At 66.2% G+C, this 25129-nt stretch carries 18 protein-coding genes, 1 tRNA gene and 1 pseudogene; all 20 read left to right on the top strand.

The features are described from left to right. Positions 1 to 262: 262 nt before the first annotated feature. Positions 263 to 1672: pseudogene (locus KOR34_RS01170) on the top strand (efflux RND transporter periplasmic adaptor subunit); the annotation flags it as partial. Positions 1673 to 1682: 10 nt separating this feature from the next. Next, on the top strand, positions 1683 to 5198 hold the full coding sequence (locus KOR34_RS01165; RefSeq protein ID WP_146561442.1) for an efflux RND transporter permease subunit: 3516 nt from the start codon (positions 1683 to 1685) through the stop codon (positions 5196 to 5198). 49 nt (positions 5199 to 5247) lie between these two features. Further along, the gene (locus tag KOR34_RS27020; protein ID WP_228714453.1) at positions 5248 to 6486 is read left to right on the top strand and encodes a hypothetical protein; all 1239 of its coding nucleotides are present in this window, start codon (positions 5248 to 5250) and stop codon (positions 6484 to 6486) included. 128 nt (positions 6487 to 6614) lie between these two features. Then, the gene (locus KOR34_RS01155; protein ID WP_146561440.1) at positions 6615 to 7820 is read left to right on the top strand and encodes a permease; all 1206 of its coding nucleotides are present in this window, start codon (positions 6615 to 6617) and stop codon (positions 7818 to 7820) included. Between the two features lie 378 nt (positions 7821 to 8198). Beyond that, a tRNA-Met gene (locus KOR34_RS01150) sits at positions 8199 to 8272 on the top strand. A 42-nt stretch (positions 8273 to 8314) separates the two neighbouring features. Beyond that, entirely contained in the window at positions 8315 to 8710 is a 396-nt protein-coding gene (locus KOR34_RS01145; RefSeq protein WP_146561438.1) for a hypothetical protein, read from the top strand. A 70-nt stretch (positions 8711 to 8780) separates the two neighbouring features. Then, positions 8781 to 9434 carry a matrixin family metalloprotease gene (locus tag KOR34_RS01140; protein ID WP_146561436.1) on the top strand — a complete coding sequence of 218 codons (654 nt, stop codon included), beginning with the start codon at positions 8781 to 8783 and terminating at the stop codon, positions 9432 to 9434. Next, the gene (locus KOR34_RS01135; protein WP_146561434.1) at positions 9431 to 10747 is read left to right on the top strand and encodes a hypothetical protein; all 1317 of its coding nucleotides are present in this window, start codon (positions 9431 to 9433) and stop codon (positions 10745 to 10747) included. Before KOR34_RS01140 ends, KOR34_RS01135 begins: the two co-directional genes overlap by 4 nt. Next, positions 10747 to 11424, top strand: a complete 678-nt coding sequence (locus KOR34_RS01130; RefSeq protein WP_146561432.1) for a hypothetical protein — start codon at positions 10747 to 10749, stop codon at positions 11422 to 11424. Before KOR34_RS01135 ends, KOR34_RS01130 begins: the two co-directional genes overlap by 1 nt. An 89-nt stretch (positions 11425 to 11513) precedes the next feature. Then, positions 11514 to 11819 carry a hypothetical protein gene (locus tag KOR34_RS01125; protein ID WP_146561430.1) on the top strand — a complete coding sequence of 102 codons (306 nt, stop codon included), beginning with the start codon at positions 11514 to 11516 and terminating at the stop codon, positions 11817 to 11819. A gap of 93 nt (positions 11820 to 11912) precedes the next feature. Continuing rightward, entirely contained in the window at positions 11913 to 12194 is a 282-nt protein-coding gene (locus tag KOR34_RS01120) for a hypothetical protein (protein ID WP_146561429.1), read from the top strand. Between the two features lie 45 nt (positions 12195 to 12239). Further along, positions 12240 to 12755 (top strand): hypothetical protein, encoded by a 516-nt coding sequence (locus tag KOR34_RS01115; RefSeq protein ID WP_146561427.1) that lies wholly within the window; start codon positions 12240 to 12242, stop codon positions 12753 to 12755. Positions 12756 to 12796: 41 nt separating this feature from the next. Next, on the top strand, positions 12797 to 14137 hold the full coding sequence (locus KOR34_RS01110) for a hypothetical protein (protein WP_146561425.1): 1341 nt from the start codon (positions 12797 to 12799) through the stop codon (positions 14135 to 14137). A gap of 183 nt (positions 14138 to 14320) precedes the next feature. Next, positions 14321 to 15028: a hypothetical protein gene (locus tag KOR34_RS01105; RefSeq protein ID WP_146561423.1), complete on the top strand. Its 708-nt coding sequence runs from the start codon at positions 14321 to 14323 to the stop codon at positions 15026 to 15028. Then, the gene (locus KOR34_RS01100) at positions 14982 to 17195 is read left to right on the top strand and encodes a phage terminase large subunit family protein (protein ID WP_146561421.1); all 2214 of its coding nucleotides are present in this window, start codon (positions 14982 to 14984) and stop codon (positions 17193 to 17195) included. The genes KOR34_RS01105 and KOR34_RS01100 overlap by 47 nt, the downstream gene beginning before the upstream one ends. Before the next feature lie 9 nt (positions 17196 to 17204). Beyond that, complete coding sequence (locus tag KOR34_RS01095; RefSeq protein WP_146561419.1) at positions 17205 to 17603, top strand: hypothetical protein; 399 nt, start codon at positions 17205 to 17207, stop codon at positions 17601 to 17603. 3 nt (positions 17604 to 17606) lie between these two features. After that, positions 17607 to 18257: a hypothetical protein gene (locus KOR34_RS01090; protein WP_146561417.1), complete on the top strand. Its 651-nt coding sequence runs from the start codon at positions 17607 to 17609 to the stop codon at positions 18255 to 18257. Next, complete coding sequence (locus tag KOR34_RS01085; RefSeq protein WP_197531029.1) at positions 18236 to 18610, top strand: hypothetical protein; 375 nt, start codon at positions 18236 to 18238, stop codon at positions 18608 to 18610. The genes KOR34_RS01090 and KOR34_RS01085 overlap by 22 nt, the downstream gene beginning before the upstream one ends. After that, entirely contained in the window at positions 18610 to 20079 is a 1470-nt protein-coding gene (locus KOR34_RS01080; protein WP_146561415.1) for a winged helix DNA-binding protein, read from the top strand. Before KOR34_RS01085 ends, KOR34_RS01080 begins: the two co-directional genes overlap by 1 nt. Positions 20080 to 20543: 464 nt before the next feature. Beyond that, positions 20544 to 24851 (top strand): PAS domain-containing protein, encoded by a 4308-nt coding sequence (locus KOR34_RS01075; protein ID WP_146561413.1) that lies wholly within the window; start codon positions 20544 to 20546, stop codon positions 24849 to 24851. Positions 24852 to 25129: the final 278 nt, after the last annotated feature.

Raw genomic sequence — 25129 nt, 5'->3', positions numbered from 1 at the left:
GGCGCCTCCCATGGCAGAGAATCAAGGACACCAGCCGGGTGCGGCTGGTGCGAAACCGATTCGGCGTAAAGAAACGCCAACCAATTCCTCGGGCGTGCGTTGGCTGCTGCGCCTCGGCATCCAGAGCGGATTGCTGCTGGCCACGGTTGTCCTGGCAATCGTCCTCGTAGGGCTCGCCCAGAGAACGGGGTGGATTCGAGCCGCCGGCGGGACTTCCAAATCCAGTTCGACGACCGTTCGCGCCACGCGGTACACCTGCCCGATGCATCCTGAGATCCGCCAGGACTCGCCGGGCAAGTGCCCGATCTGCGAGATGGATCTGGTCCCCCTGACGGAGACGAACCAGGCAACGCCAAAGGAAACCGACAGCGGCGCCAACGGTGATCGCTATATCTGCCCGATGATGTGCACGCCGCCTCAAAGCGAACCGGGGAAGTGCCCGGTGTGCGCAATGGACCTCGTGAAGGCGTCTGCCGATGCCGGCGGGCAGGGTCGCTCGGTGTCGATTGACGCAGCGGCCCGCCGAATTCTAGGCATCCGGACCGCGCAGGTGTCGCGGCGTGAAGTCTACCGCCAGATTAGTACAGTTGGGCGTATTGAGTATGACGAGAAACGCGTCTCGACAATCGCCGCTTACGTCGACGGTCGGTTGGAGGAACTCTTCGCCGACTACGAAGGGGTGCAGGTAGCGAAGGGAGACCCGCTCGCCGTGCTCTACAGCCCTGCTCTCTACTCGGCGCAGGTCGAATTCCTCTCGAGCCTCAGAACGCCTGCGCTCAGCGCGCTGGGGGGCGGGGGCGAGCAACTGAGCGACGTCGCGCGGGACAACCTCTCCGAACTGGGCATGACAGCCGCGCAGATCGACCGGCTGCGAGAGGACGGGAAGGCCCAGAAGCGGCTGCGGATCGCCTCGCCGATCGGCGGCACGATCATCGCCAAGCAGAAGGTCGAGGGGGACTACGTCAGGACAGGGGAGCCCGTCTACCGGGTCGCCGACCTGTCGATGGTGTGGCTGATGCTGGACCTCTACCCTAGCGATGCGGCGGCGGTCCGGTTTGGGCAGCAGGTGGAGGCCGAAATCGCCTCGCTGCCGGGCGAGGTCTACACCGGCCGCGTCGCGTTCGTCGATCCACTGGTGGATGAGAAAACACGCACCGTGGCGGTGCGCGTTGAGATGTCGAACTTCGACGGACGGCTGAAGCCGGGCGACTTCGCGACCGCGACCGTCCGCGTCCCGGCCGTTGCGAGCGATCTGGTGTACGACCCGTCTCTAGCCGGTAGGTGGATCAGCCCGATGCACCCGCAGATCATCCGCGAAGCCGCTGGGCGGTGCCCTATCTGCGGGATGGACCTGGTGCCCACCTCAAACCTGGGCTACTCCGACGAGCCGCTGCCCGAGCAGTTGGTGACAGTGGCGCCCCGGAGCGCGGTGCTGATGGCGGGCGGCAACTCCGTTGTGTACGTCGAGACCGAGCCGGGGTTGTTCGAGCTCCGTGAGGTTTCTGTCGCGGTCATGACCAGGGACGACGCCGTCATCGTGAGCGGCCTCGAGGTTGGCGAGACCGTCGCAACCGACGGCAACTTCTTGATCGATTCGCAGATGCAGCTAGCGGGGAAGCCATCGCTGATGGACCCATCAAAGCTTGAGAGCGAGGCGTCGGCGCCGGTCGAGGAGGCAGCCCATGCTCACTAGTCTCGTCAGGTTCTGTGTGAAAGAAGCGTCCCTGGTGGTGCTGCTGGCCGCCGGGCTCATCGCTTTCGGCTGGTACAGCTACCGGACCGTGCCGATCGACGCGATCCCCAACATCGGGGAGAACCAGGTCATTGTGCTCACGCCGTGGCCCGGCCGATCGCCCAAGGATATCGAAGACCAGGTCACGTACCCGCTGGGGGTGTCGCTCCTGGCGGTGCCGGGCGCCGAGAGCGTCCGCGGCAAGAGTATGTTTGGCTACTCGTTCGTGCAGGTCACGTTCAAGGACAGCGTCGACTTCTACTGGGCTCGGAGCCGCGTCTCGGAGCAGCTCACTTCCGCGGCCTCGCAGCTCCCGGACGGCGTGACGCCGCAGCTGGGGCCCGACGCGACCGGGCTCGGCCAGGTATTTTACTACGTGCTTGTGCCGCCAGAATCGGGCAAGAGCCTTGCCGAACTGCGCTCGCTGCAAGACTTCGTCGTCAAGTACGAGCTGCAGGCGGTGGAGGGGGTCAGCGAAGTCGCCTCGATCGGAGGCTACGTCCGGCAGTACCAGATCGAGGTCGACCCGGACAAGCTGCGATTCCACAACGTCACGCTCGACCGCCTGATGATGGCGGTGAAGGGGTCGAACGTCGACGTGGGCGCCAAGACGATCGAGTCTTCGGGCATGGAGTTTATTGTCCGCGGCAAGGGGTTCCTTGGGAGCGGCGGCGACACGTCGAAGGCGGTCCGCGACATTGAGCAGACGGTTATCGAGCAACGGGATGGCGTGCCGCTGCGGATCGAAGACGTCGCGCGCGTGCAACTCGGGCCCGACTTCCGCCGGGGCGCCCTTGACTACAACGGCGGCGAGGCGGTCGGCGGCGTGGTGGTGATGCGGTACGGCGAGAACCCGCGCGCGGTCATCGATCGCGTGAAGGAGCGGATTGAGCAGATCAAGCCGGCCCTCGGCGGCGTTGAGATCAAGGCGGTGTATGACCGCACCGGCTTGATCGACGAGACCGTCGGGACGCTCACCACGGCGTTGCGCGAAGAGATTGTCATCACCGCCGTGGTCATCCTGCTGTTCTTGCTCCACATCCGCAGCAGCTTCATAGTCGCCGCTACGCTGCCCGTGGCCGTGCTGCTTTCGTTCGTCGCGATGAAGGTCTTCGGAGTCAGCGCCAACATCATGTCGCTGGCAGGAATCGCGATCGCCATCGGAACGATGGTCGACATGGGGATCATTGTCTCGGAGAATATCTATCAGCACCTGGCTGACTGGGAGCGGGACGGCGCCCCGGGCGGCGCGACCCGACGCACGACGCTGATCTCCGAGGCGGCCGCGGAGGTGGCCCCGGCTGTGGTTACAGCCGTCACGACGACCATCGTCAGCTTCTTGCCGGTCTTCTTCCTGACCGGCCGCGACTACAAGCTGTTCAGCCCGCTGGCTTGGACCAAGACGTTCGCCATCGCGTCCGCACTGGCGGTCGCCATCACCCTGGTCCCTGCCTTGTGCCGGCTGATGCTGAGAAGCGCCAGGTTCAAGCCGCTGGCGAGCCTGGCCATGGCGGCGGCTGCCGCGGTGCTGGCAGGCGGGCTGGTGCTGTTTGTCTGGGCCGATGCAATCGCGGGCGCCTACGGTCTGGCCCCCTGGGCCTCGACGGCCATTGGCTTGCTGCTGGGCGGTTTGGCGGGCTGGCAGCTAACTAGGGAGCGTATCCGTCCGGTCGAAGAGAGCATCGTCAGCCGAGCGATCGTTGGCGCCTACGTGCCGACGCTCCGGCTCTTCCTCGCGCATAAGTTCTCGTTTCTGCTCGTCCCGGCGGCGATTATCGCGCTAGGGTTTGGCGGCTGGTTTGGCCTGCCGACCGTGCTAAGGCCGCTAGAACGATTCGCCGAGTCGCTCGGAACGCGGCCGAACGATCTTCCCGGGTATGTCGCCTTGAAGCACACCTTCACGGGGCTCGAGTCCGACGACTGGATCGCGCTCGATGAGGGGAGCTGGTTCTACATGCCAACGCTGTACCCGGCGGCGAGTTTCAGCCAGGCGATGCAGGTGCTCCAGGCTCAGGACTACCTGATCAAACAGATCCCCGAGGTACAGGACGTGCTCGGCAAGATCGGCCGCGTCGAGTCGGCGCTCGACCCCGCGCCCGCGGCAATGATTGAGACTTATGTCATGCTCAAGCCCAAGGAAGAGTGGCGCAGCGGGGTCACCGCACGAGACGTGTGGGACGACATCAACGCCGCGGCCACGCTGCCGGGCGTCACCCCGGCCAGCCCACTACAGCCAATCGAGGGTCGGGTGGTGATGCTGCAGAGCGGCATCAAAGCGCCGATGGCGATCCGCATTTACGGCGATCGGCTTGAGGAACTTGCCGAAGCGGCGATGTCGGTGGCGGAGCACCTGAGGCAGTCGCCCTACGTCAACGCCGGCACGGTCAACCCCGACATTGTGCTCGGGAAGCCCTACGTCGAATTCACCGTCGACCGCGAGGCCGCCGCTCGGTACGGGATGACGGTCGAGATGGTGAACAGCGTCGTTGAAACCGCGCTCGGCGGGATGAACCTGATCAAGACCGTCGAAGGACGCGAGCGCTACCCGGTGCGGCTGCGGTATCGGCGGGACCTCCGTGAACGGATTGACGAGCTAGCAAGGCTGCCGGTCGTTACCCACTCCGGCGCCGTTGTTCCCCTAGAGGAGATCGCCAAGCTCGAGACGACCTGGGGCCCCGGCGCGATCAACAGCGAGAACGCCCGGCTAGTCGCCCACGTCGCCTTCGCGAGCAGCGGCGTGGCGGGCGACCTGGAGTCGGTGGCGGCAGTTGAGCAGTCGTTGTTCGATGCACAGGACCTCGAGGAGGGAGACCCCAACCGGCTGACGTTGCCCGCGGGCTACTCGCTCGAAGCGGTCGGCAGCTTCCGCAACCAGATCGAAGCCAACCGTCGGCTCGTCTGGCTGGTCCCCCTGGTGGTGCTGATCAACCTGCTGATCATCTACCTGCAGTTCCGACACTGGCCGATCACGCTCGCCGTGTTCGCAGGCATCCCCGTGGCCTTTGCCGGGGGCATGATTTTTCTGGCCCTCTACGGCACGGAGATGAACACCGCGGTGTGGGTCGGCTTCATCGCGTTGTTCGGGATCGCCGTCGACGACGGCGTCGTGATTGCTACCTACCTGAATCAGGTCTTCACGCGGCTCAAGCTGGCAAGCGTCGAAGACATCCGCGTTGCGACGATTGAAGCCGGCAAGCGGCGCATCCGACCCTGCCTGATGACCACTGCTACGACGGTGCTCGCCCTCGGGCCGGTGCTGCTTTCGACCGGTCGCGGAGCGGACGTGGCGAGGGCCATGGCCCTGCCGGTGTTCGGCGGGATGGTCGTCGAGCTGATCACGCTGTTCGTCGTGCCGGTCGTCTTCTGCGGCTACAAAGAATTCAAGATGCAAATGGGGCTGGCGGACCGCCACTGGGAAGGCGTCGAGTCCGCCGGCTCACTTCAAGATTTGGCGCCGAGCGTCTAGGGAAAGACGTTCGGCTAGTATGGCTAGATTCTTTCGAAGGGAGTGTGAGATGAAGATGCAAGCGAAACTGGGCGCCCTTTTCACCGCGGCGTTGCTGATGGGCGGACCCTCGTATGCTCAACACGACCCGACCATGCATCAGCACACCGAGTCGGGGTCCGCCGTGCCGGCGGCTGCGGGCGCCCATGGCGCCGGAGGCGCCACCCCGGCAGGCAAGGGGCCTCATGGCGGCTCGCTCGAGTCCGCCGACGGCATGCAACTTGAGTCCGTGGTCGATCCCGGCGGCGTCCGAGTTTATGCCTACAACGCCCAAGGTCAGCTGCTCGATCTGAGGAATGCGAAGGGCGTGGCGACGTTGACGCTCGACGGCGCCGCTAAACGCTACCGCTACGATCTGTTTCCCGAAGTGGGGCAGGACCAAGCGGCCAACGCCCTGAGCGTCCGCGTCGACCTTCGTCAGATCGCAGGACGCGAGGGCACGCTGAGGTTTCAGCTAGTCGGCCTGACCGACAATCGCCGGCCGACCAAGTTCACGACCGGGTTCGTTGGTCCCGTGACCGAGCAGCAGAAGGTCGCCAACGCGATCGCGGCGCAGAAGGTGTGCCCCGTGAGCAACCAGCCGCTCGGATCGATGGGCGACCCAATACCCGTCACAGTGGGGGATGACACGATCTACGTTTGCTGCGCTGGGTGTGTGGGCAAAGTGAAAGCCGAGTTCTCGAAGTATCTGGCACAGCTCAACGGACCAACCGGCTTGGCGCCCCGAGGAAGCGACGAGGTACGGCCTGGCGTGTTTAAGACCGTCGCGGCCGACCAGCCCTTCATCGCGGCTCAACAGAAGTGCCCGGTGATGGATGAGCCGCTCGGCGGCATGGGGGCCCCGCTAAAGGTGCACGCGAATGGCAAGGCGATCTACATCTGCTGCGCCGGCTGCGCGAAGAAGATCCAGGCCGAGCCAGCCAAGTACCTGCAGGTACTGGCCGACCAGGGCGTCACAGCGCCGACGCTGCGGTCGGCCGACGCGGGCGTCGTTGCTGCTAGCGGGGAAGAGGTGCGTCCGGGCGTCTTCAAGGCCACTGCGAGTGAGTCGCCGTTCGTCGCTGCCCAGAAACTCTGCCCGGTGATGGACGAGCCGCTCGACGGGATGGGCGGGCCCTACCGGGTCAACGTGGACGGGCGGGCTGTTTACATCTGCTGCCCTGGCTGCGCGAAGAAGCTGCAGGCCGAACCAGAGAAGTACCTCGCCAAACTGCACGAGCAGGGTATTACTCCGCCCGCCGCGAAGTAGCACGAAGCTGGAGGTGAGGGCGGCGAGCAGCACCTGCTCGCCGTCCCGCCACTCTCTTGGAGTTCTCAGTGTAGTATCGGCGGGCAGTCCGCCCGCTCCAATCGATTCCAGCAGCAAGCTAGATCCCCATGCAAGCGTTTCTTGAAAAATGGTCCGACGCGTCGCTGACTTCTCTTGGGTTCTTCTGGATGGCATTCTGGGCATTCGTGCTCGGGTACATCATCAGCAGTTGCATTCAGGTTTTCGTGACCCGCGAGCGGATGAAGCTGGCGATGGGCAAGGCAGGCGCCAGGAGCGTTGCCCTGGCGACATTCTTCGGGTTTATCTCGAGCTCCTGCAGCTTCGCAGCCCTGTCCACATCGAAGTCGCTCTTCAAGAAGGGCGCCGGGTTGGTTCCGTCGCTAGCGTTCCTGCTGGCGTCGACGAACCTGGTCATCGAGCTAGGAATCCTCATCGCCGTCTTCCTCAGTTGGCAGTTCGTAGTCGGCGAGTACGTGGGTGGCGTCCTGCTGATCTTGTTGATGTGGCTTGCGGTCAAGCTGACGCTTCCCAAGTCGCTTGAGGAAGAAGCCCGGAACAACATCGCGGACGAGGGCGACGAGGGTGAGGTGGCCAATTGGAAGAAGCTGATCACGAGCCTCGACGGGTGGCGTCGGGTCGCCAGGCAGTACTTCATGGAGTGGGGGATGGTCTGGCGCGACGTGACCTTCGGGTTCACGATTGCCGGGATCATCAGCGCGTTTGTGCCGCGGGCCTTCTTCACTACGCTGTTCGTCGGAGCGGGCGGGGAATCGGACCCCGCATTTTGGCAGGTGCTGCTGCAGTCGCTGATCGGCCCGGTTGCGGCGTTCTTCACGTTCATCGGCTCGATGGGCAACATCCCGCTGGCCTCGCTGCTGCTGGCGAACGGGGTGAGCTTTGCCGGGATCATGGCGTTCATCTTCAGCGACTTGGTCGTCTTCCCGGTGCTCCGGATCAACGCCAAGTACTACGGCTGGAAAATGGCGATGTATATTCTCGCCGTATTCCTGGTAGTCCTGGTCACGGCGTCGCTCCTGCTGCACTACGGATTCGCCGCGCTCTCGCTGCTCCCCGAAGGTGGCTCCCGCGAGTCGGTCGAGCCGGCCGAGCGGTTCAAGTTCGACTACACGTTCTTCCTGAATCTCGTCTTCCTGGCAATTTCCGTAGGATTGGGGTGGCTCAAGAAGACCGGTCAGCCCATGGATCACGACCACAGCGACACCAGCCTCGGCGACCGCCTGCTGACGTGGCTGGCGTACGCGTCGTTTGTGTGGCTGGCGGGCGGGCTGTGCGTTGGCTTGATTCCTCGATAACGCCTTCCAGAAGCTCATCGGTCGGGCCTGTAGCCGTGGAAGGCGCCGCTACCACGCGCGAACCGGCACGGTTTCGCCCAGCTACTCGTCCGAGCAGCGGTTGGACCAGCCGACCTGAGTTGCAGCCGAGTCTAATGCGCCGCGGTGTGCCCAACCTCGGCGACTCTTGTCCTACCTCTTCGATGCGCTGGCGTGAATCTTTTACGCGGCTTCTGGGGTTAGCGTCACTGCCGATCGGTTGGGCCGATAAACTGGCTTGACGGATCGGACGTCTAGCGCTTTAATGAACCGCACAACCTGATTGCCGACCCGCCGGCTGAAAACCGCGGTCCCTTGCCTTCGCTCTTTGGAGCTCGCAGGGGGCCGCGGTTTTTTTATTGCCCCGTGGAGAAGTTGGGTATCTCGCCAGGCTCATAACCTGGAGGACGCTGGTTCGAATCCAGCCGGGGCCACTTGTTTCCGCTGCCCGTCCCGCCCGTTGGAGCCTCCCTGTCATGTCCCCCGATGCCCAAGCGTTTACCGTCGCCGACCTGCTGCCTGACCGCCAGGCGGTCCGAAGCGCTATCGAGATGATCCTGCCGCTGGCCCGCAGTGCGGCCGAGAAGACCGAGACGCTGGTCGACGACGCCGCGGTCGACATGTGGCAGGCGCTGCACAACTCGGACCTGGCCCTGCAGTGGGCGGCCGACGAGATCAGCCGGCAGGAGCAGATCCCCGAGGGCGCGCTGGCGGTGTCCGTGATGCCCGACGCGGTGAAGCAGGACCTGGTTCGCCAGCTGCCGACCCCCGAGCGCCGCGAGGCGTTTCTCAACGGGCCGCTGCTCGAGAGGGCGTTGTCGTGGGGCCTGCCGCTCTTGCTGCAGATCCTGGGGCGGGTGTTCACCAAGTAGGCAGGGTCGCGGCCGGCCTCCCGTGCGAAACAGGGGGCGCCGGCCTTCATCCCCCACCGAGGGCCACGCGATGACCGCTCCGCAGCAGATCCTGGTTTGCGGCAACAAAGAACCGGCCAGCAACCGGCTCGCCCGGTGGGACAAGACCCCCTGGAACGGGACCGGCTGGATCGGCGAGCCCGCGGCCCTGCAGCTCACAGTCCACGCCCCCGACTGGTGCAAGCTGGCAACCATCTGGGCGGTCCGCGAGTGGATGAAGGTCTGCGCTCTCGAGGTCGAGTGGGAGAGCAACCCGCGGGCGGCCAGCGTGAACATCGAGCAGGGGCCGATCGACGGCCCGAGCGGCACGCTGGCGTACATGCACCTGCCGTACGGCCCCGACAAGCAGCTCGACGGCCTGGTCGACACCAGCGAGAGCTGGCACAAGGACCCCGACAGCAGCCCCGGCCGCGGCATGATCCATCTGGGCGCCGTGATCTGCCACGAGTTCGGCCACGCGCTGGGGATCGAGCACGTGCCGACGTCGCAGGGCGTGGCGCTGCTGAACCCCATGTACCGCCCGGACGTTCTGAGTCCCCGAGAGCTGGACGCGAAGCAGGCAGTCTATCGCTACGGCCCGCCCATCGCCGACACCCCCGACTCCGGCGACCCCGTGCCGGGGCTGGCGTCGATCGAACTGTCCGCCACGCTCGCGGCGGGCGTCTACCAACTCGTGAAGCAATGACCCGAGCCATGCTGCCAATCGCAATGCTGCTGGCGGTCGCGGCCACCCCGGCGACCGAGGCGGAGGCTGCGCTCGCCCACCGGCGGCAGTTCCCGCCCGAGGAGTGGGGCTACCACTACTACCTGAGCTGCGCGGCCGCGGCGCCCGAGCACCAGGCCGACCTGGCGGTCGCGGTCAAGCTGATGGTGGCCAGCAGCTCGCTGCAGCCGATCGTCGAGCGGTGCACGCCGCAGCACGTGACGCCGACGCTGCTGCACATCGACCTGCGGGACCTGCAGTGGAACCCCGGCGATTGGAAGCAGGTGCTGGCCGATTACCCGTACAGCGACGCCCAGCTGCCGCTGGTGGTGCGGGCGGACTGGCTGCTGCTGCAGCTGTCGGACCAGACGGAGGGCGACGCCTACTTCCGGCTGCTGTTCGGCGGGGACCGCCTCCCCAAGCAGCGGGACGACTGGCTTGACCTGCTGAAGGTGTCGCGGGAACGCGGCGAGGGCTTCGACGCGCTGCGGTTCGGGCTGATCGAGTCGGAGAGCGGCGTCGCCAAGCAGCCGGCCCGTTGGATGGAGAACCACCCGACCCTGGGCGGCTACGCGTGGGGCACCCGCGACGTGCTGGAGGTTCGCCGGGGCACCGACCCGCTGGAGAACCCCGATGGCGGCTTCCGGCACGACGGAGAGGAGTGGATCGTTGGCATCCCTAAGGTTGACATCGCGTCTGGCGATCGTGGGACGCTGCAGGTCTACGCGCTCGCCAACGGCGCCGGACGCCTGGTTGAGGAGGCGCCGGTCGACCTGGTCGAAGACTCGACGCTGTTCCGCCGCCAGCGGGCGGTGCGCAACCCCGGCAGCTGCGTGCAGTGCCACGCGGCTGGGCTGAACGCGCCGAGCACCAACGACTTCCGCCAGCTGATCGCCGACGGCGTGGACGTCGTGTTCCTCGGCGACAAGGCGAAGCAGGACCAGATTGAGGCGTTTCACCTCGGCCGCGTCGAGCGGTCGCTGGAGCGGGCGAACGAGGATTTTCAGGCGATCGTGCGGCGGGTGACCGGGGTCGACTCGGCGGCCGCCAGCAAAGCCTTCAAGGCGGCGGTGAACCGGCACGACGCGCCGCTGGACCTGGCGGCGACCGCGCGGGAGCTGGGCGCCGCGCCGGACGACTGGAAGCGAGCGATCGGCTACGCGTCGACGCAGACGTCAACGCTGCCCGCGCGGGTGGCGGGACTAGCCCACGGCCGGACCATCACCCGGAGTGCGTGGGAGGACACCTATCACGAGGCGCGCCAGCGCCTCCACGCTTGGGAGCTGCGAGACTGATGAACTGGAAACCCGCTGCGGGGCTCGCTTTCGCGATGCTGACCGCCCTGATCGTCGCCAGTTGCTGCCGGGCCGGCGGCCGCTGCGAGGCTGCTGTCTGCGCCCCGGTGGTGCACCACCGGGCGGCGAACGTCGTTGTTCAGAAGGTGGTGGAGCCGGTGCACGTCGCGGTCCCGGTGCCGGCCTACTACGCCGGGCTGGGGGTTCGTGAGGATGCGGTCGCCGAGCTGGCCGCCGAGCGGATGTGGGAGAAGTTCCAGCAGCTGCAGGCGACGCAGACGACCACCAAGACGACCACGACGTATCGGGCGGCGCCGCAGCCGGTCCAGCAGCCCCAGCACTACCCACCCCCGCAGCACTACGCGGCGCCCCAGCAGGCGTGCCCCACCTGTCCGCCGCCGGCGCCGCAGCAGGGCCACCAGCCGCCCCCGTTCAGCTTCACCGCGCCGCCGTCGCAGCTCGACCAGTCGTGCGCGCAGTGCCACAGCGGGGACCAGGCCAAGGGCGGGTTCAGCTTCGATGACGCCACGCCCGAGCAGCTCAACAGCGCGGCGGAGCGTGTGCTTGACGGCTCCATGCCCCCCGCCGTCCCGCTTCTACCGGATGAGCAACAGGCGGTGCTGGGGGGGCTCTACCAGGAGTGGCTGACCGCCAGGCAGGCGGCCGCCGACCAGTAACCCGCCGCCGGGCGGATAACCCCGGCAAGAGCGTTGAGCGGAGAGGGCAAACGACCTCGAGAGTTCCAACCCCGAAAGGATGGTGATCTGTGTCTAGGCTTCGATTGATGGGGGCGGCCTTGCTGATGGTTGCCCCGCTGTTGCTGGTGGCTGCTCCGTCGCAGGCTTGCGGGCCGGTGGCGGGCGGCGGCGCTGTGTTTAGCTTTAGCGCTCCGCAGGCGGTGTACGCCCAGCCGTTCGTGCAGCAGCAGGTTGTGCACCGGCAAGCGTTTGTGCAGCCGCAGGCGTTGATCCTGCCGAACCGGGTGCACCGGCGGCCGGTCGCGTTCGCGCCCGTGCGGCGTGGTGTCGCGGCGGCGCATGGCGCCGTGCGTGGATTCGCCCGCGGGTACTAAGAGACGCCCTAGATCGGCCCCGTCGTCGGCGTCCCACGCTGGCGGCGGGGCCATGTGTAGACGCTGGCCTAGGAGTCCACTGTGGACGAAGCGATGAGCGACGACGATCGCAAGGAGATCATCCGGAACACGTGCGCGTTGGAGTCGCTGACGGCGACGGTCAAGCAGCTGCACGCGGATCTCGAGGCGGTGAAGATTGACCGCCAACGCGACAACGAGGCGCTGGCGGCGGAACGCATCGCGGTGGGTGTGCTCGCCGAGAAGGTGGACCGGATCTCGTGGGTCGTGTACGGCACCGCGGCGGCGATCGGGCTGCAGACGCTCACGCTGGCCGGCGGCCTGGCAGCGTATCTGCTGACTGCGCAGGTTCCGTGAGCGTGCGGCCTATTTGTCCAACGAACTAGAACAAGGACCCCGTCGATGATTGTCCCTACGCCGAGCCTGCCGTTTGCACGGCCGCTCGCTTACTCCGAGAACCCGGCGTACTCCGAGCTGGCCGCGGCGCACTACGGCGTCGTGCTCGCGCCGGTTGACGCGGCGACCGAGATCACGCTCGGGGCGTTCTGCTACCTGGAGACGGACGACGTGCGGCCTGCCTCAACGCTGTTCGACCAGGGGTCGCTGTCGCTCAACCAGCAGTCGTTCCGTAGCGTGTTCGCCGGCGTGGCGCTGCAGGCGTCGGCCAGCGGGTCGGGCGGCGACATCGCGATCGCCACGAGGGGGCCGTTCCTGTTGACGCTGCGGTCGGGCTCCGTGAACCCGGGCAGCTTCGTTGGGGCGTGCGAGGACGGCGGCACGACGCTGAACGACTTTGAGGTGGTTCCCGTGGGGGGCGTCAGCTCGGCGCTCGGTCGGGTGCTGCGTGACCTGGGCGACGGGACGGTGCTGGCGGAGTTGGCCAGCCTGTTCTACGGCGGCGTGCAGGCGAGCGCCTAAGCAGGCGGGCGGCGCCCCAACTCCAGCTGAGAGACGAACCGATGCCACTGCTCAAGAACACCGCGGGCCAGAAGCTGTGCGTGCAGGCGCGTGACGGGGCCGGCGCGCCGGTCACCGGGGACGCGGCCAACATCAGCTGCAAGGTGGCGAAGGACCACGGCTCGCTGGCGGCGTTGGGCGACGCGAGCCCGGTGGAGCTGGAGAGCGGCTACTACGTGTTCGACCTGACGCAGGCCGAGACCAACGCGGACCACCTGCTGTTTGTGCCGGTGAGCTCGTCGGGCTCGACCTACGTGCATGTTGTGAATCGGGCGAACGGCCGGACCGACGGCTGGTCGCCGCTGGTCGCGGCCCGATTGGATACGACGGTTTCGTCCCGGTTGCGTGCGGACGGCTACAACCCGCCGGACAACGCGGGCATCGCCGCGGTGCGGGCCAGGACCGACAACCTGCCGGAGAGTCCGGCCGCCGTCGGGGACATCCCCACCGCGGCGGAGAACCGGGCGGAGATGGACAGCAGCAGCACGCAGCTCGCCAAGCTGGGCGTGCCCGTGGGGGCCAGCCTCGCGGTGGATATCGCGGCCGGCAAGGCGGTGGCGGATGCGATCCGGGCAAAAACCGACAACCTGCCGGCCAACCCGGCGGACGTCTCGGACGTGCCAACGGCGGCGCAGATCGAGGCGGCGCTGATCAACGAGGGGGACGGCCAGCAGCTGATCGACGCGATCCTGACGGTGATCAACAGCAGCCTGGACGTGCCGGCGCTGGAGCTGGCGGCGATCGCTGGTGCGGTGCGGAGCGAGCTGGCGACGGAGCTGGGGCGGCTGGACGCGGCGGTTTCGTCTCGGCTGGCGGCGGCTGGGTACACGGCGCCGGATAACGCGGGGATCTCGACAGCGGTCGCGCAGTCAACGCTGGCGGCGAGCGCCGCGGCGGACGCCAGCGCGAACGCGATCGCGGCGGCCGGCGCCGCCGGTGACGCGGAGGCGGCTGCCCTGGCGGCCGGTGCGGCGACGGTGTCGCGGACGCCGTTCCTGAACCGCAAGCCGGGCAAGGTGATTGACGTCAGCGACCGCGCCGACAGCCGGCACACGCAGGACCGGGTGCGGGCGGCGCCGGGTGAACGGGTGCTGGTGGCGCTGGCGTACGCGGACCCTGACGCGTGGTTGTACGGCATGGAGCTGCCGGTGACGCCCGACGCTGTGGCGATGACGGTGAGCGAGGAGTACGGCGTGAACCGCAGCTGGGCGATGTTCGAGGTGGTGCTGGCGGCCGGCGTGGCGGCGGGGGCCGAGTTGTCGCTGCCGGTGGTGGTGCAGCCTACTGAGGGGACTGAGGACCGGCGGCGGGTGCTGGTGGAGGTGATTGATCCGGTGCAGTAGGCGCGTGCGGGCGTCGCCCTAAGTCCTTTGGCGAGGGGGGGCGGGGGCCTTGGGGTCCTTCCCAGACGACCCCCGTGGGGGCTCCGCCCGGAGCGATCGAAGGGTTTTTTTGTGCGGGGCAGATCCGAGGGCTGCGGTAAGTAATTTTGACGCCTGCGGGCGGCGGTGGGGTGACCGTGGTACATGGCAAAGAAGCAGCAGCGGGCCGCGCAGGCGGCTACGCTGAGCGAACAGATCGAGCAGCAGGAGCAGGCCGAGCTGCTGCGCAGCGCCAAGGCGAAGGGCTTCCGCGGTCTGAGCGGGGCAGAAAAGGCCGCGGTCCGAAAGAACGAGGAGTCGACGCTGGTGCGGCTGCTGGGGTCGGTCGGCAAGACGCTGTCGGCCTGGCTGCTGGACACGCAGAGCAAGCAGATCCGCGACGCGATGCGGAACCGCGGGTTCCCTTGGCCCGAGGGGAACAAGGAACGGGTCAACCTCATCGAGCTGCTGCGGTGGCTCTGGCGGTACTTCATCGAGCACCCGCTCCCCGACGCCAAGCCGGGCGGGCTGACCGAGGACGACGTGCTCCTGGTCGGCGCTTCGCAGGAGCTCAAGGACGAGTTCCTGCGGCAGCGGATTGTCGAGCGGCGGCTGGTGATCCAGCAGAAGGAGCACGAGTTGCTCTTGGCCCGCGAGTCGCACCTGCCGACCGTCGAGGTGCAGCAGGTTCTCGCCGAGGCGGCGCAGCTGATCGCCAAGAAACGCGAGTACCTGGAACGCACGCTGCCGCCCGAGGCGGCGCGGGTCGTGGCGCAGGGGTTCGACGACATTGCCGATGCGATCGAACGCCAGGCGGAGGTAATCCATGAAGGCTACGTCGACGCCGCGTTCGAACAGCTCGGAGCGGGCTGAACCCGCCTACTGGCGGCGGCCGCTGGCGCGGGAGGTGCGCCGGTTCGCCCGCATCGCCCGCGGCCGGCGCATCCGCTCGCGGCGGGAGTTCGCCCGCGCGTGCGTGGTGCTGCCGGAGGGGCCGCACGAGGGGTTCAACTGGCGGCCGGAGTTCCAGCCCTACTGCGCCACCGTGCTGCGGCTGATGGACGAGCTGCCGCACCGCAAGTACCGGTTCAGCGGGTGCGTGCAGAGCGGCAAGAGTTTTGTCGGCGTGATCTGCGTGCTGTGGCACCTGCTGGAGCGGGGCGAGGACGTCGGCTACGCGGTGCCGGACCTGGACCAGTCGGCCCGTGACAAGTGGCACCAAGAGTTCCTGCCGGTGATCATGGCGTCGCCGGAGCTGCGGAAGATGCTGCCCGAGTCGGGCGAGGGCTCCAAGGGCGGCACGCCGTCGCTGATCAGGTTCAAGAACGGCGCCACGCTGCGGTTCATCAGCGGCGAGGGGAAGGACAAGCACCGCTCCAACTTCACGGTCCACGTAGTCTTCAAGACGGAGGTGGACCGCTACGACACGCCTGGCGCCGTGTCGCGGGAGTCGTCTCCGCCCGAGCAGATCGACAACCGCACCAAAGCCTACCAGGCGACCAACCAGGCGTTCAGCTACGAAGAGTGCACCGTCACCGAGGAGACCGGCCGCATTTGGCTGGAGATCCAGGAGTCGACCAACCACAAGCTGCACGTGTCGTGCGTGCACTGCCGCGGGCTGGTCTGCCCCGGCCGCGATGACTTCCACGGCGTGGAGGACGCCAAGGACGTCGAGGCGGCGAAGCGGGCCGGGCACTTCCGCTGCCCCGACTGCCGGCGGTCGTGGAGCGAGGCGGACCGGCAGGCGATGCTGGAGCGGCTGGTCCCGGTCGGCCGCGGCCAGTCGGTCCGCATCGGGACCGACGGCGCCGCGCTGGTCGAGGGCGAGCTGGTCCCCACGAACCGGCTGGGCTTCACCTGGAACGCGTTCCACAACCGGTTCTGGACCTGCGCCAACATCGCCGAGGAGGAGTGGCTCGCGCTCTACTCCCGCAACCCGGACGACAAGGACCTCGAGCGGCGTCAGCACGCGTGGACCATCCCGGCGGAGCCGGACGTGTTCACCGTGTCGCAGCTGTACGTCCGCGACATCGTGGAGCGGGCGCACCCTGCCGGTTCGCCCGCGACCGACTGGCGGCGGACGATTCCACTGCGGTACGCGCCGCCGCAGACCGTCGGCATCGTGGCCGGCGTCGACGTCGGCAAGCGGTGGCTGCACTTCGTGGTGCGGGCGTTCTACGAGACCCCGGCCGGCGTGAACCACCGGATTATCGACCTGGGCGAGGCTCCGGTCGAGACCGACCAGCTGGGCATCAAGAAGGCGCTGCCCAAGGCGTTCGCGGAGCTCAGCAATCGATTTAACATGGGCTACGGCATCTGGGGCAACGAGGCGGCCGGCCGGCTGCCGGTCACGCTGCGGTGCGCCGACGGCGGCTACCAGGGCAAGGAGCTCGGCAAGCAGCAGGAGGATTTGGTCTGGCTGTCGCTGTTGGACCTGCTCAAGAACGACCAGGTGGGCGGCGCGGGCTGGCTGATGGTGCTGGGCCGCGGCCAGAGCGAGCCGCCCGGCAAGGGCAGCTACAGCCACCCCCAGCGGCTGGGCGGCCGCAAGGACCCTAACCGCGTGCTGTGGGCCGGCGAGCAGGTGCACATCCGCCGCAGCGCCAAGCACGCGCACAAGTTCGCCCAGGCCGGCGCGGAGAACCCCGCCAGCTACGCGATCGCCAACTCCGACCACTTCAAGCAGCTGCTGCGGACCAGCTACGGCGACACGCCGATCGGCGAGGACGGCGCGGGCTGCAGCTTCAACGCGTTCACGCGCGAAGAAAAACGGCAGCTGCGCGAGTACGCCAAGCAGCTGGTGGCCGAGGAGCGGATCAGCAAGCCGGTCATCGGCCGCAGCCGCGTGATCGTGTTCGAGAACAAGGCCCGCCGCCCCAACCACTTCGGCGACGCGGACTACTACAGCCTGGTGGCGGCGTCGGTGCTCGACCTGCCCATCAACGTGCTGCCGCGTGACGAGCCAACGCCGCCGGCCCGCGCGGCGCGTGAGCCGGTCCGCACGCCCGGCGATCAGAAGTTTCTGGCCACCCAACGATAGGAGACGAGTATGACCAAGCGACGCAAGACCGCCCCGGTGGGCGCCGCCCGCGTGAAGGATGCCCCCACGCCCGAGGCGGAGGCCGACCCGGTCGAGAAGGTGGGCGAGGCGTCCGACGAGCCCCGCACCGCGACGCACAGCGGCATCACCTTCCCGCTGGCCCGCCCCGACGACGGCTTCGCCCCACGGAAGATCAGCACCGACCTGACGCGTCGCCAGGGCGCGGCGCTCAAGGCGATCCTGACCGCGTGTTACCTGAACGAGGAGTGCGAGGTCTACAGCGCCCGCGGCCGCAAGCCGGTCGACGGGTACGGCAACGCGGTGCGGTGGCTGCTGGACCGTGTGGCCGACGCGCACGAGCAGGCGACCGGCGAGAAGCTATTGGACAACCCCAACCTGGTGTTCTGAGTCATGGCCAAGAAAAAAGTCAGCCGCAAAAAAGCGGCTAGCAAGCCGGCCGCGGCGCCCGCCGCGTTCGTGCTGGACGACACGGCCGACCTGCAGGCCGACGCGGCCAACCCCCGCAGCATCAGCGACGAGGGGGCGGCCGGCCTGCGGTCGAGCCTCAAGCGGTTCGGCGACCTGTCGGGCATCGTCTACAACCGCCGCACGGGCGAGCTGGTCTGCGGCCACCAGCGGATGAGCCAGATCCGCGCGGAGTATGGCGACCAGCCGATCGAGGTGCTGGACGCCGAGGCGGAGCTGGGGATCATCCGCGTCGATGCGACTCACGCCTTCACCGTCCGCGTGGTCGACTGGTCGAAGGGCAAGCAGCGGACCGCCAACGTGGCGGCCAACAATCAGAAGACGCAGGGCAGGTTCACCGAGGACCTGTCGCAGTTCCTGTTCGAGGTCGAGCCGGAGGCGACCGAGGAGTTGGGCAGCGCGTGGGACGAGCTCTTGCTGGTCGACCTGGTCGACGTCGGCCTGGAAGACCCCAAGAATGTCGGTGTGGCGGAGACCTACCAGGTGGTGGTCGACTGCGACGACGAGGACCAGCAGCGCGAGGTGCACGAACTGCTCAGCAAGAAGGGTTGGAGATGCCGCGTTCTGACCGTGTGACGAAAGCCCGCTGGCGGCCGCCCAAAGAGCCCGGCCGCATGAACGCCACCGAGAAGCGGTTCGAGCAGAACGTACTGTGGACGCTCAAGGCGGCCGGTGAGGTCAAGTCCTGGCGGTACGAGGCGGTCAAGTTCCGTCTGGCGAATAACACCTTCTACACGCCCGACTTCATGGTCAACCGCGCCGACGGCCTGGTCGAGTTCGTGGACGTAAAGGGCTCCGGCGGTTGGGAGCAGCACACCCGCATCAAGATCAAGGTCTGCGCCGAGCAGTACCCCGAGTTCGTGTTCGCCGGCTACACCGAGGCGAGAGGCAGCCGCAACCGAGGCGAGTTCAACCGCGAGGAGTTCTGATGCCAGAACACGAGATCACCGTCAGCTGCCCCGTGCCCGCCGGCTTCGCCGTCGACCAGGTGCGTGGTATGTTCGACCTCAAGCCGGAGAAGACCGCCAGCGAGACGTTCGTCGTGGACGTGCCCGCCGACGACGAGCTGATCGACGGCCGCCCCTGGCGGATCGGCGTGATCGTCGGCCCCTCGGGCAGCGGCAAGACGACCGTCGCCCGCGACGTGTACGGCAAGCGGTTCCGCGAGGGCGGGTTCCGCTGGGAGAAGGCCAAGGCGGTCTGCGACCAGTTCGCCGGGCACAGCATGAAGACCGTCACGCAGACGCTCAACGCGGTCGGCTTCAGCAGCCCGCCGGCGTGGGTCAAGCCGCACCACGTGCTGTCGGGCGGCGAGCGGTTCCGCTGCGACCTGGCCCGGGCGCTGCTCTGCTCCAGCGGGCCGGTTGCGACCCGGCCGCGCGGCGACGCCCGTGGGGCGGTCGCAACGCCCCCGGTGGATCTGGTGGCGTTCGACGAGTTCACGAGTGTGGTCGACCGGACCGTCGCCAAGATCGGCTCGGCGGCGATCGCCAAGAGCCTCCGCAAAGACCGCTTCGGCGCCGACAAGAAGTTCGTCGCGGTCACCTGCCATTACGACGTGCTCGACTGGCTCGAGCCGGACTGGGTGTTGGACATGAGCAGCCAGCAGCTGGCAAGGGGGCGGCTTCGACGTTTCCCCGACGGGCGACCGGCAATTGAGCTCCAGGTCGCTCCGGTCCACCGTGGCGCCTGGGAGCTGTTTCGGCGGCATCACTATCTGAACACGTCGATCCAGCGGGCCGCGCAGTGCTTCTGCGCGTTCTGGCCGCAGCCGTCGGGCGTGTGGGAGCCGGTGGCGTTCTCGGCGTGGTGGCGGGCCATGATCCGCGGCAATGCGCGGAAGGCGATGCGCGAGCACCGCACGGTGGTGCTGCCCGACTACCAGGGCGTGGGCATCGGCAACCGGCTGAGCGAGTACTGCGCGAGCCTCTACGCCTCGCAGGGGATGCGGGTCTATTCGACTACCGGGCACCCGGGGATGATCCGCTACCGGGCCGCGTCGCCGCTGTGGGCCTGCACGCGGCACGGCCACGCGCCGTCGACCAAGACCGGCATCCTGGCCAAGTGGTGCGAGTCGCAGGGGCTGCATGCTAACGCGGCCAACTCCCGCGATCGCATCACCGGCGGGTTCGTCTACGTCGGCCCAGCGATGGATCGCGCGCAGGCAGACGCGATGCTGGCCGCCAGGCCGCGGCCGTTCTGCCTCAGCGACGCGGAGCGGGAGGCGCTGGCGATCGCCCGCGAGCGGGGCGGCGTCACCGCGGCGGCCGTCGCCCGCCGCACCGGCCGCTCGGCGACGCACGCCCTCAAGTCGCTCCGCACGCTGGCGGCCGAGGGCTACCTGCGCGAGTTCCGCGTCGGTCGCGCGCGGATCGCGTTCGAGCCGCTTGATTCCTAGCGCGTTGGAGAATACTTGCCTCGGACGTCCTGGCCGTCCAACGAGTTCTCTGCGGGGACAGCAGCGGGTCGTAACGTCTCAGTACGTCTTCAGCACCCTGCTGAGGTGAAGTACACCGCTGCGAGTTAGCGGCCCATGCCCGCCGGGTGCCACTGGCTACGCCAGTGTGCCTGCAGGTCGAGGTTGTCTCCGATAGTGGCACCCGGCGCCCTCCTGCTTCAGCCCCTGTACTGCTTCCTTGAAAGCAGCAACTAGCACCGCAGCTGATAGAAGTGAGCGGCACGCTTTGCTATCCTAACGTATACCAAAATTGCCGGAACGGGTGTGCGCAAGCTCGTGCACGCGACTGGGGCGCTCAACAAAGCGGTCCTGTCTATCTGAGGATAGAATTGTCAATGGGTGGGACTTGATAGAGACAATCCGCGGATCTGCGGACCCCAGCCAATTCGGCAGGAGGGATCGGAATGGGTGAGGAACGAAAAGCGACCGTTTGCCCAACTGCTTTGCAGCAGGAAGTTGCCGATCGGTTTGGTCTATTGCCCAACTTCTTCCAATTGGGCCCAGACACACCGGAGATTACCGGGAACCTGTGGGGCTTTGCTAAGTTCGGCTACCTCGACAACCCGCTCCCGTCTTCGTTCAAGGAACGGCTGTTCGTCTACCTCTCTCAGTTCTGTGATGTTCGGTACTGTATCTCCCGCCACGTTGGGTTCCTGGTTGGTCTCGGCCGACCCGCGGGCGACCGCGACTGCCCGCCCGAGACCATCGAGGAAGTCGTACGGTTGATTCGACGCCCTTTGCCTCGGGGCCGAGAGCTCGATCCCTACCTGGAATTCTTTCGTTCGTGTGAAGCTCCGCTCGACACGTTTCCCGACGCCGAGTCGTTCGCCGAGGAGGCGTTGTTTGCATGCTGTTCCCATGTGTTCCTGCAGAACGAAGACGCCGCCAGGAGTCTCGAAGTGCTCCGCTACGCCTGTGGAGAAACCAACCTGCAGTACCTGCTGGTATTCCTTACGTTCGTAAGGACGGCACACTTCTGGACGAAGGTGCACCCCGAGCTTCAACACGAACGCGACATTTCTGAGCTGCTCAACGTTCAGGAGGCTTTGGCCAAGTGCGTGTTGGACGACTCCACCAAGAGCGACGGCGAGACTGCCCAGGTTCTGGTTAGAGAGCTGATCGAACTGCGGAAGGAGCGTGAGCAAGCCGAGTTGCTGAGGGTCACTCTCTCATGCATAGGCGACGCGGTGGTCGTGACTGATGAGAAGGGACGCGTCACGAGTTTGAATCCTGTCGCCGAACAACTCACCGGCTGGTCGGGGCATGACGCTCACGGCAAGCCTGTGCAAGAGATCTTCCGGATCGTCAACGAGCAAACCCGGGAGGAAGAGGCTAACCCTGCCGTAACGGCCCTCCGTGAGGGCTGTGTAGTGGCCTTGGCTAACCACACCGTTCTCCTCGCGCGGGACGGCAGAGAGTTGCCGATCGACGACAGCGCCTCGCCCATCCGCAATACCGACGGGACTGTGGTGGGGTGCGTGTTGGTCTTCCGGGATGCAACGCAGCGGCGTGACTCCGAGCTTCGCATCCGGCACAGCGAAGAACGATACCGAGCGCTGGGGACCGCTACCTCACAGATTGTGTGGACCACCAACCCGGATGGCCACACGATCGAGGACTCGCCTTCTTGGCGCGCGTACACAGGCCAGACGTTCGAGCAGTGGAAGGGGTTGGGCTGGCTGAACGCGATCCATCCTGAGGACCGCGAGCGAACGGCCGAAGTCTGGTCGCGAGCCGTGCGTGACAAGAGCATCTACACCATCGAGTACCGTGTGCTGCGGCACGACGGAAAGTTCCGGTGGATGTCGGTGCGCGGAGTTCCGGTTCTCGGGGAGGACGGAAACGTTCGAGAATGGATCGGCGCTAACACGGACATCACCGTTCTCAAACGCGCCGAGTCCGAGGCAGCTGAACGGACGCGGCTGGTCGCTGTGAGAGCCGATGTCAGCACCTCCCTAGTTCTGAGGGAGGAAACCTCTACGGCGTTGCAGTCCTGTTGCGAAGCGCTGGTGGAGCACCTCGGAGTAGCGTTCGCCCGCATCTGGACCATGGACCAACCGGAAGGCGATCTGGTGCTCAAGGCAAGCGCTGGTCAGTACACGCACCTTGATGGACCTCACAGCCGCGTCCAGTATGGTGCGCTCAAGATCGGTCGCATAGCAGCCACCCAGCAGCCCCATCTGACAAACGACGTGCCGAACGACCCAAACGTCAGTGATGCTGAATGGGCGGCCGAGCAAGGCATGGTCTCATTCGCTGGATACCCGCTGCTGGCCGAAGGTCGGGTGCGAGGCGTCATTGCGATGTTTGGCCGCGAGGCATTTTCTGACGTGGTGTTTAGCGGCCTTGTGCCGCTCGCAGAGCAAGTCGCTCAGTTCTTGCAGCGCAAAGAGGCAGACGCCGCGCTCCGCGAGAGCGAATTGAGGTACCGGATGGTTGGCCAGGCGGCCAACGACGCGATCTGGGACTGGGACCTCGCAACCAACAAGGTCACCTGGAACGAAGGAGTGCAAGTCCGCTTCGGGTATTCTGAGATGCAGGTTGGCGAAGACGCCACCTGGTGGACCGAGCACATCCACCCCGACGACCGCCAGCGAGTCGTGGACAGCATCCACGCTGTCATCGGTGGCAGCAACGACCTTTGGCTCGAAGAGTACCGTTTCCAGCGAGCGGACGGCGGCTTCGCATCGCTGCTCGACCGAGGCCGAGTGCTCCGTGACGAGCAGGGCAAGCCGATCCGCATGGTGGGATCTATGCTCGATCTCACTGAGAAACTCGAGATCGAGCGAGAGTTGCAAGAGGCCCGATCCCGCTTGGATTCAACCCTCTCGGCCGCCGAAGTAGGAACCTGGGAATTCGATCCGATCAACGATGTCGTGAGGGCCGATCTGAACCTTGCGAGAATGTTTGGCATTTCTGTCGACGATTCCAACGGCCAATCACTTTCGGCCTTTCTCGGTTCGATACATCCCGACGACAGGCAAAGGGTGATCACCGCGGTCGAAGAGTCGCTCGAAGGAGGAGACACCTATGAGACTGAATACCGGCTCGCGGTCGGCGATTCCGGCGTTCGCTGGGTGATCGCCCGAGGGAGGGTCGAACGAGACGCCGCCGGACAGGCCGTACGAATGCCGGGCGTTGTGGTGGATATCACCGACCGCAAACAGTTTGAAGAAGCGCTGCTGGACAGCGAAGAGCGGCTGCACCTGGCTCTGGAAGCAGCTGAGCTCGGCACTTGGAACATAGACCCCTCTAGCGTCCAACTCACCACTGACGAGCGGTTCCGCATTATCTTCCAAGGACAGGATCAGCCCATTAGCTACGAGGAGGCTGTAGCCGCTCTCCACCCCGATGATCGTCAACGAGTGATTGATGCGATCGCGGCCGCCACCTCTCCAACCGACCCTACAACCTATGCGGAAGAATACCGCGTAATTCATCCCAATGGAGAGATCCGCTGGGTCTACGCGAAGGGGCGCGCAAGCTTTGAGGACGGTGAGCGGGGCCGCCGCGTGACTAGCTTTGACGGGACCCTGATGGATGTCACAGAGCAACGCCGGATGCGGGAGGAACTGCAAGAAATCGCCGCTAAACTTGCAGAAGCCGACCGCCGCAAAGATGTGTTCCTGGCGACCCTGGCGCACGAACTCCGCAACCCGCTCGCTCCGATCCGGACCGGTCTTGAGTTGTTGCGACTATCAAAGGATGACCCAGATGCTTCGGAGGCGACGCGCCAAGTGATGGAGCGGCAGACGTTGCAGCTGATCGCGCTAGTCGACGACCTACTGGACGTCTCACGGATCACGCGTGGCAACCTTAACTTACGCCGGGCCAGGGTGAGGTTGGATGAAGTAGTGCGTAGCGCGGTCGAAGCCTCGACTCCACTAATAGAAGAGGCGAGTCACCGGCTCACGGTGACGCTACCCAACACGCCCACTTGGCTGGACGTCGACCCAAATCGGATGGCTCAAGTCTTCTCGAACTTGCTGACCAATGCGGCCAGATACACGCCGCCTGGGGGAAGCATCAATCTAACATGCACCATCGGTGATGGCGAAGTAATCGGCAGCGTCAAGGATTCTGGCGTCGGGATCCCGGCGGATTTGCAGCAACAGGTATTTGAGATGTTCGACCAGGGAGGACGATCAGTAGAGAACGGCCACGCGGGACTTGGGATCGGCTTGACGCTGGTGAAGACGCTGGTTGAGATGCACGATGGAACCGTTGAGGTCGAAAGTGAAGGCGCGGGCGCAGGCAGTGAGTTCCGCATTCGGCTTCCGCTCCCAGCCGATTACGCTGCTGCCGAGAACGAGCGAGATTGCGAAGCGGATATCGAGGAGCTGCCAACCGACTTCGGGTTCCGAGTTCTGGTGGTCGATGACAACCGAGGCGCAGCGCACCTGCTAAGCGTGCTTTGCCAGAAATTCGGCAATGACGTCCGCAAGGCAAGCGATGGACTCCAAGCTGTCGAGGAAGCAGCGCACTTCCGCCCGCAAGTTGTGCTGATGGACATGCACATGCCGGTGCTCGACGGGTGTGAAGCAGCGCGTCGGATCCGGACCGAGCCCTGGGGAAAAACGATCACTCTGGTCGCCGTCACGGGCAACGGCCAGGAGGTAGACCGGCAGCGGTCCAAAGCGGCGGGCTTCGACAAGCACCTTGTGAAACCTATCGGCGCCGCCGATCTACAGCAGCTATTCTTGAGCATATAGTCTCGAATCGACTCTAGCGCTAGATATCAACTCACCGGCGCCAAAGATTGAATCAGCAGGAGGTTGGACCAGCCTCGGCGAGTTCAGCTAGGCATCAATCTGCAGAGGTAGCGGCAACCTCCCGCACGCTTCGCATGGCAGCGCTGGCGTAGGCTGCCCGGCCTGAGCCGGTCTCGCGCTGCATTCCTGGCGTAGCTTGGTTTCCTCTCTGCAGTCTCAGCCCCCTCAGCGGCCCCAGGTGGCCGCGCCAGCGCCGCTGCGCGCTATCTTCGCCCTCT

Source organism: Posidoniimonas corsicana (assembly GCF_007859765.1).
Taxonomy (GTDB): Bacteria; Planctomycetota; Planctomycetia; order Pirellulales; family Lacipirellulaceae; genus Posidoniimonas; species Posidoniimonas corsicana.
This window is presented reverse-complemented; position numbering and strand designations above follow the sequence as displayed.

Bases quoted from the DNA above. Each gene is read 5' to 3' on its own strand.
- KOR34_RS01165 (WP_146561442.1), top strand. From the start codon at position 1,683: ATGCTCACTAGTCTCGTCAGGTTCTGTGTGAAAGAAGCGTCCCTGGTG.
- KOR34_RS27020 (WP_228714453.1), top strand. From the start codon at position 5,248: ATGAAGATGCAAGCGAAACTGGGCGCCCTTTTCACCGCGGCGTTGCTG.
- KOR34_RS01155 (WP_146561440.1), top strand. From the start codon at position 6,615: ATGCAAGCGTTTCTTGAAAAATGGTCCGACGCGTCGCTGACTTCTCTT.
- KOR34_RS01145 (WP_146561438.1), top strand. From the start codon at position 8,315: ATGTCCCCCGATGCCCAAGCGTTTACCGTCGCCGACCTGCTGCCTGAC.
- KOR34_RS01140 (WP_146561436.1), top strand. From the start codon at position 8,781: ATGACCGCTCCGCAGCAGATCCTGGTTTGCGGCAACAAAGAACCGGCC.
- KOR34_RS01135 (WP_146561434.1), top strand. From the start codon at position 9,431: ATGACCCGAGCCATGCTGCCAATCGCAATGCTGCTGGCGGTCGCGGCC.
- KOR34_RS01130 (WP_146561432.1), top strand. From the start codon at position 10,747: ATGAACTGGAAACCCGCTGCGGGGCTCGCTTTCGCGATGCTGACCGCC.
- KOR34_RS01120 (WP_146561429.1), top strand. From the start codon at position 11,913: ATGAGCGACGACGATCGCAAGGAGATCATCCGGAACACGTGCGCGTTG.
- KOR34_RS01115 (WP_146561427.1), top strand. From the start codon at position 12,240: ATGATTGTCCCTACGCCGAGCCTGCCGTTTGCACGGCCGCTCGCTTAC.
- KOR34_RS01110 (WP_146561425.1), top strand. From the start codon at position 12,797: ATGCCACTGCTCAAGAACACCGCGGGCCAGAAGCTGTGCGTGCAGGCG.
- KOR34_RS01105 (WP_146561423.1), top strand. From the start codon at position 14,321: ATGGCAAAGAAGCAGCAGCGGGCCGCGCAGGCGGCTACGCTGAGCGAA.
- KOR34_RS01100 (WP_146561421.1), top strand. From the start codon at position 14,982: ATGAAGGCTACGTCGACGCCGCGTTCGAACAGCTCGGAGCGGGCTGAA.
- KOR34_RS01095 (WP_146561419.1), top strand. From the start codon at position 17,205: ATGACCAAGCGACGCAAGACCGCCCCGGTGGGCGCCGCCCGCGTGAAG.
- KOR34_RS01090 (WP_146561417.1), top strand. From the start codon at position 17,607: ATGGCCAAGAAAAAAGTCAGCCGCAAAAAAGCGGCTAGCAAGCCGGCC.
- KOR34_RS01085 (WP_197531029.1), top strand. From the start codon at position 18,236: ATGCCGCGTTCTGACCGTGTGACGAAAGCCCGCTGGCGGCCGCCCAAA.
- KOR34_RS01080 (WP_146561415.1), top strand. From the start codon at position 18,610: ATGCCAGAACACGAGATCACCGTCAGCTGCCCCGTGCCCGCCGGCTTC.
- KOR34_RS01075 (WP_146561413.1), top strand. From the start codon at position 20,544: ATGGGTGAGGAACGAAAAGCGACCGTTTGCCCAACTGCTTTGCAGCAG.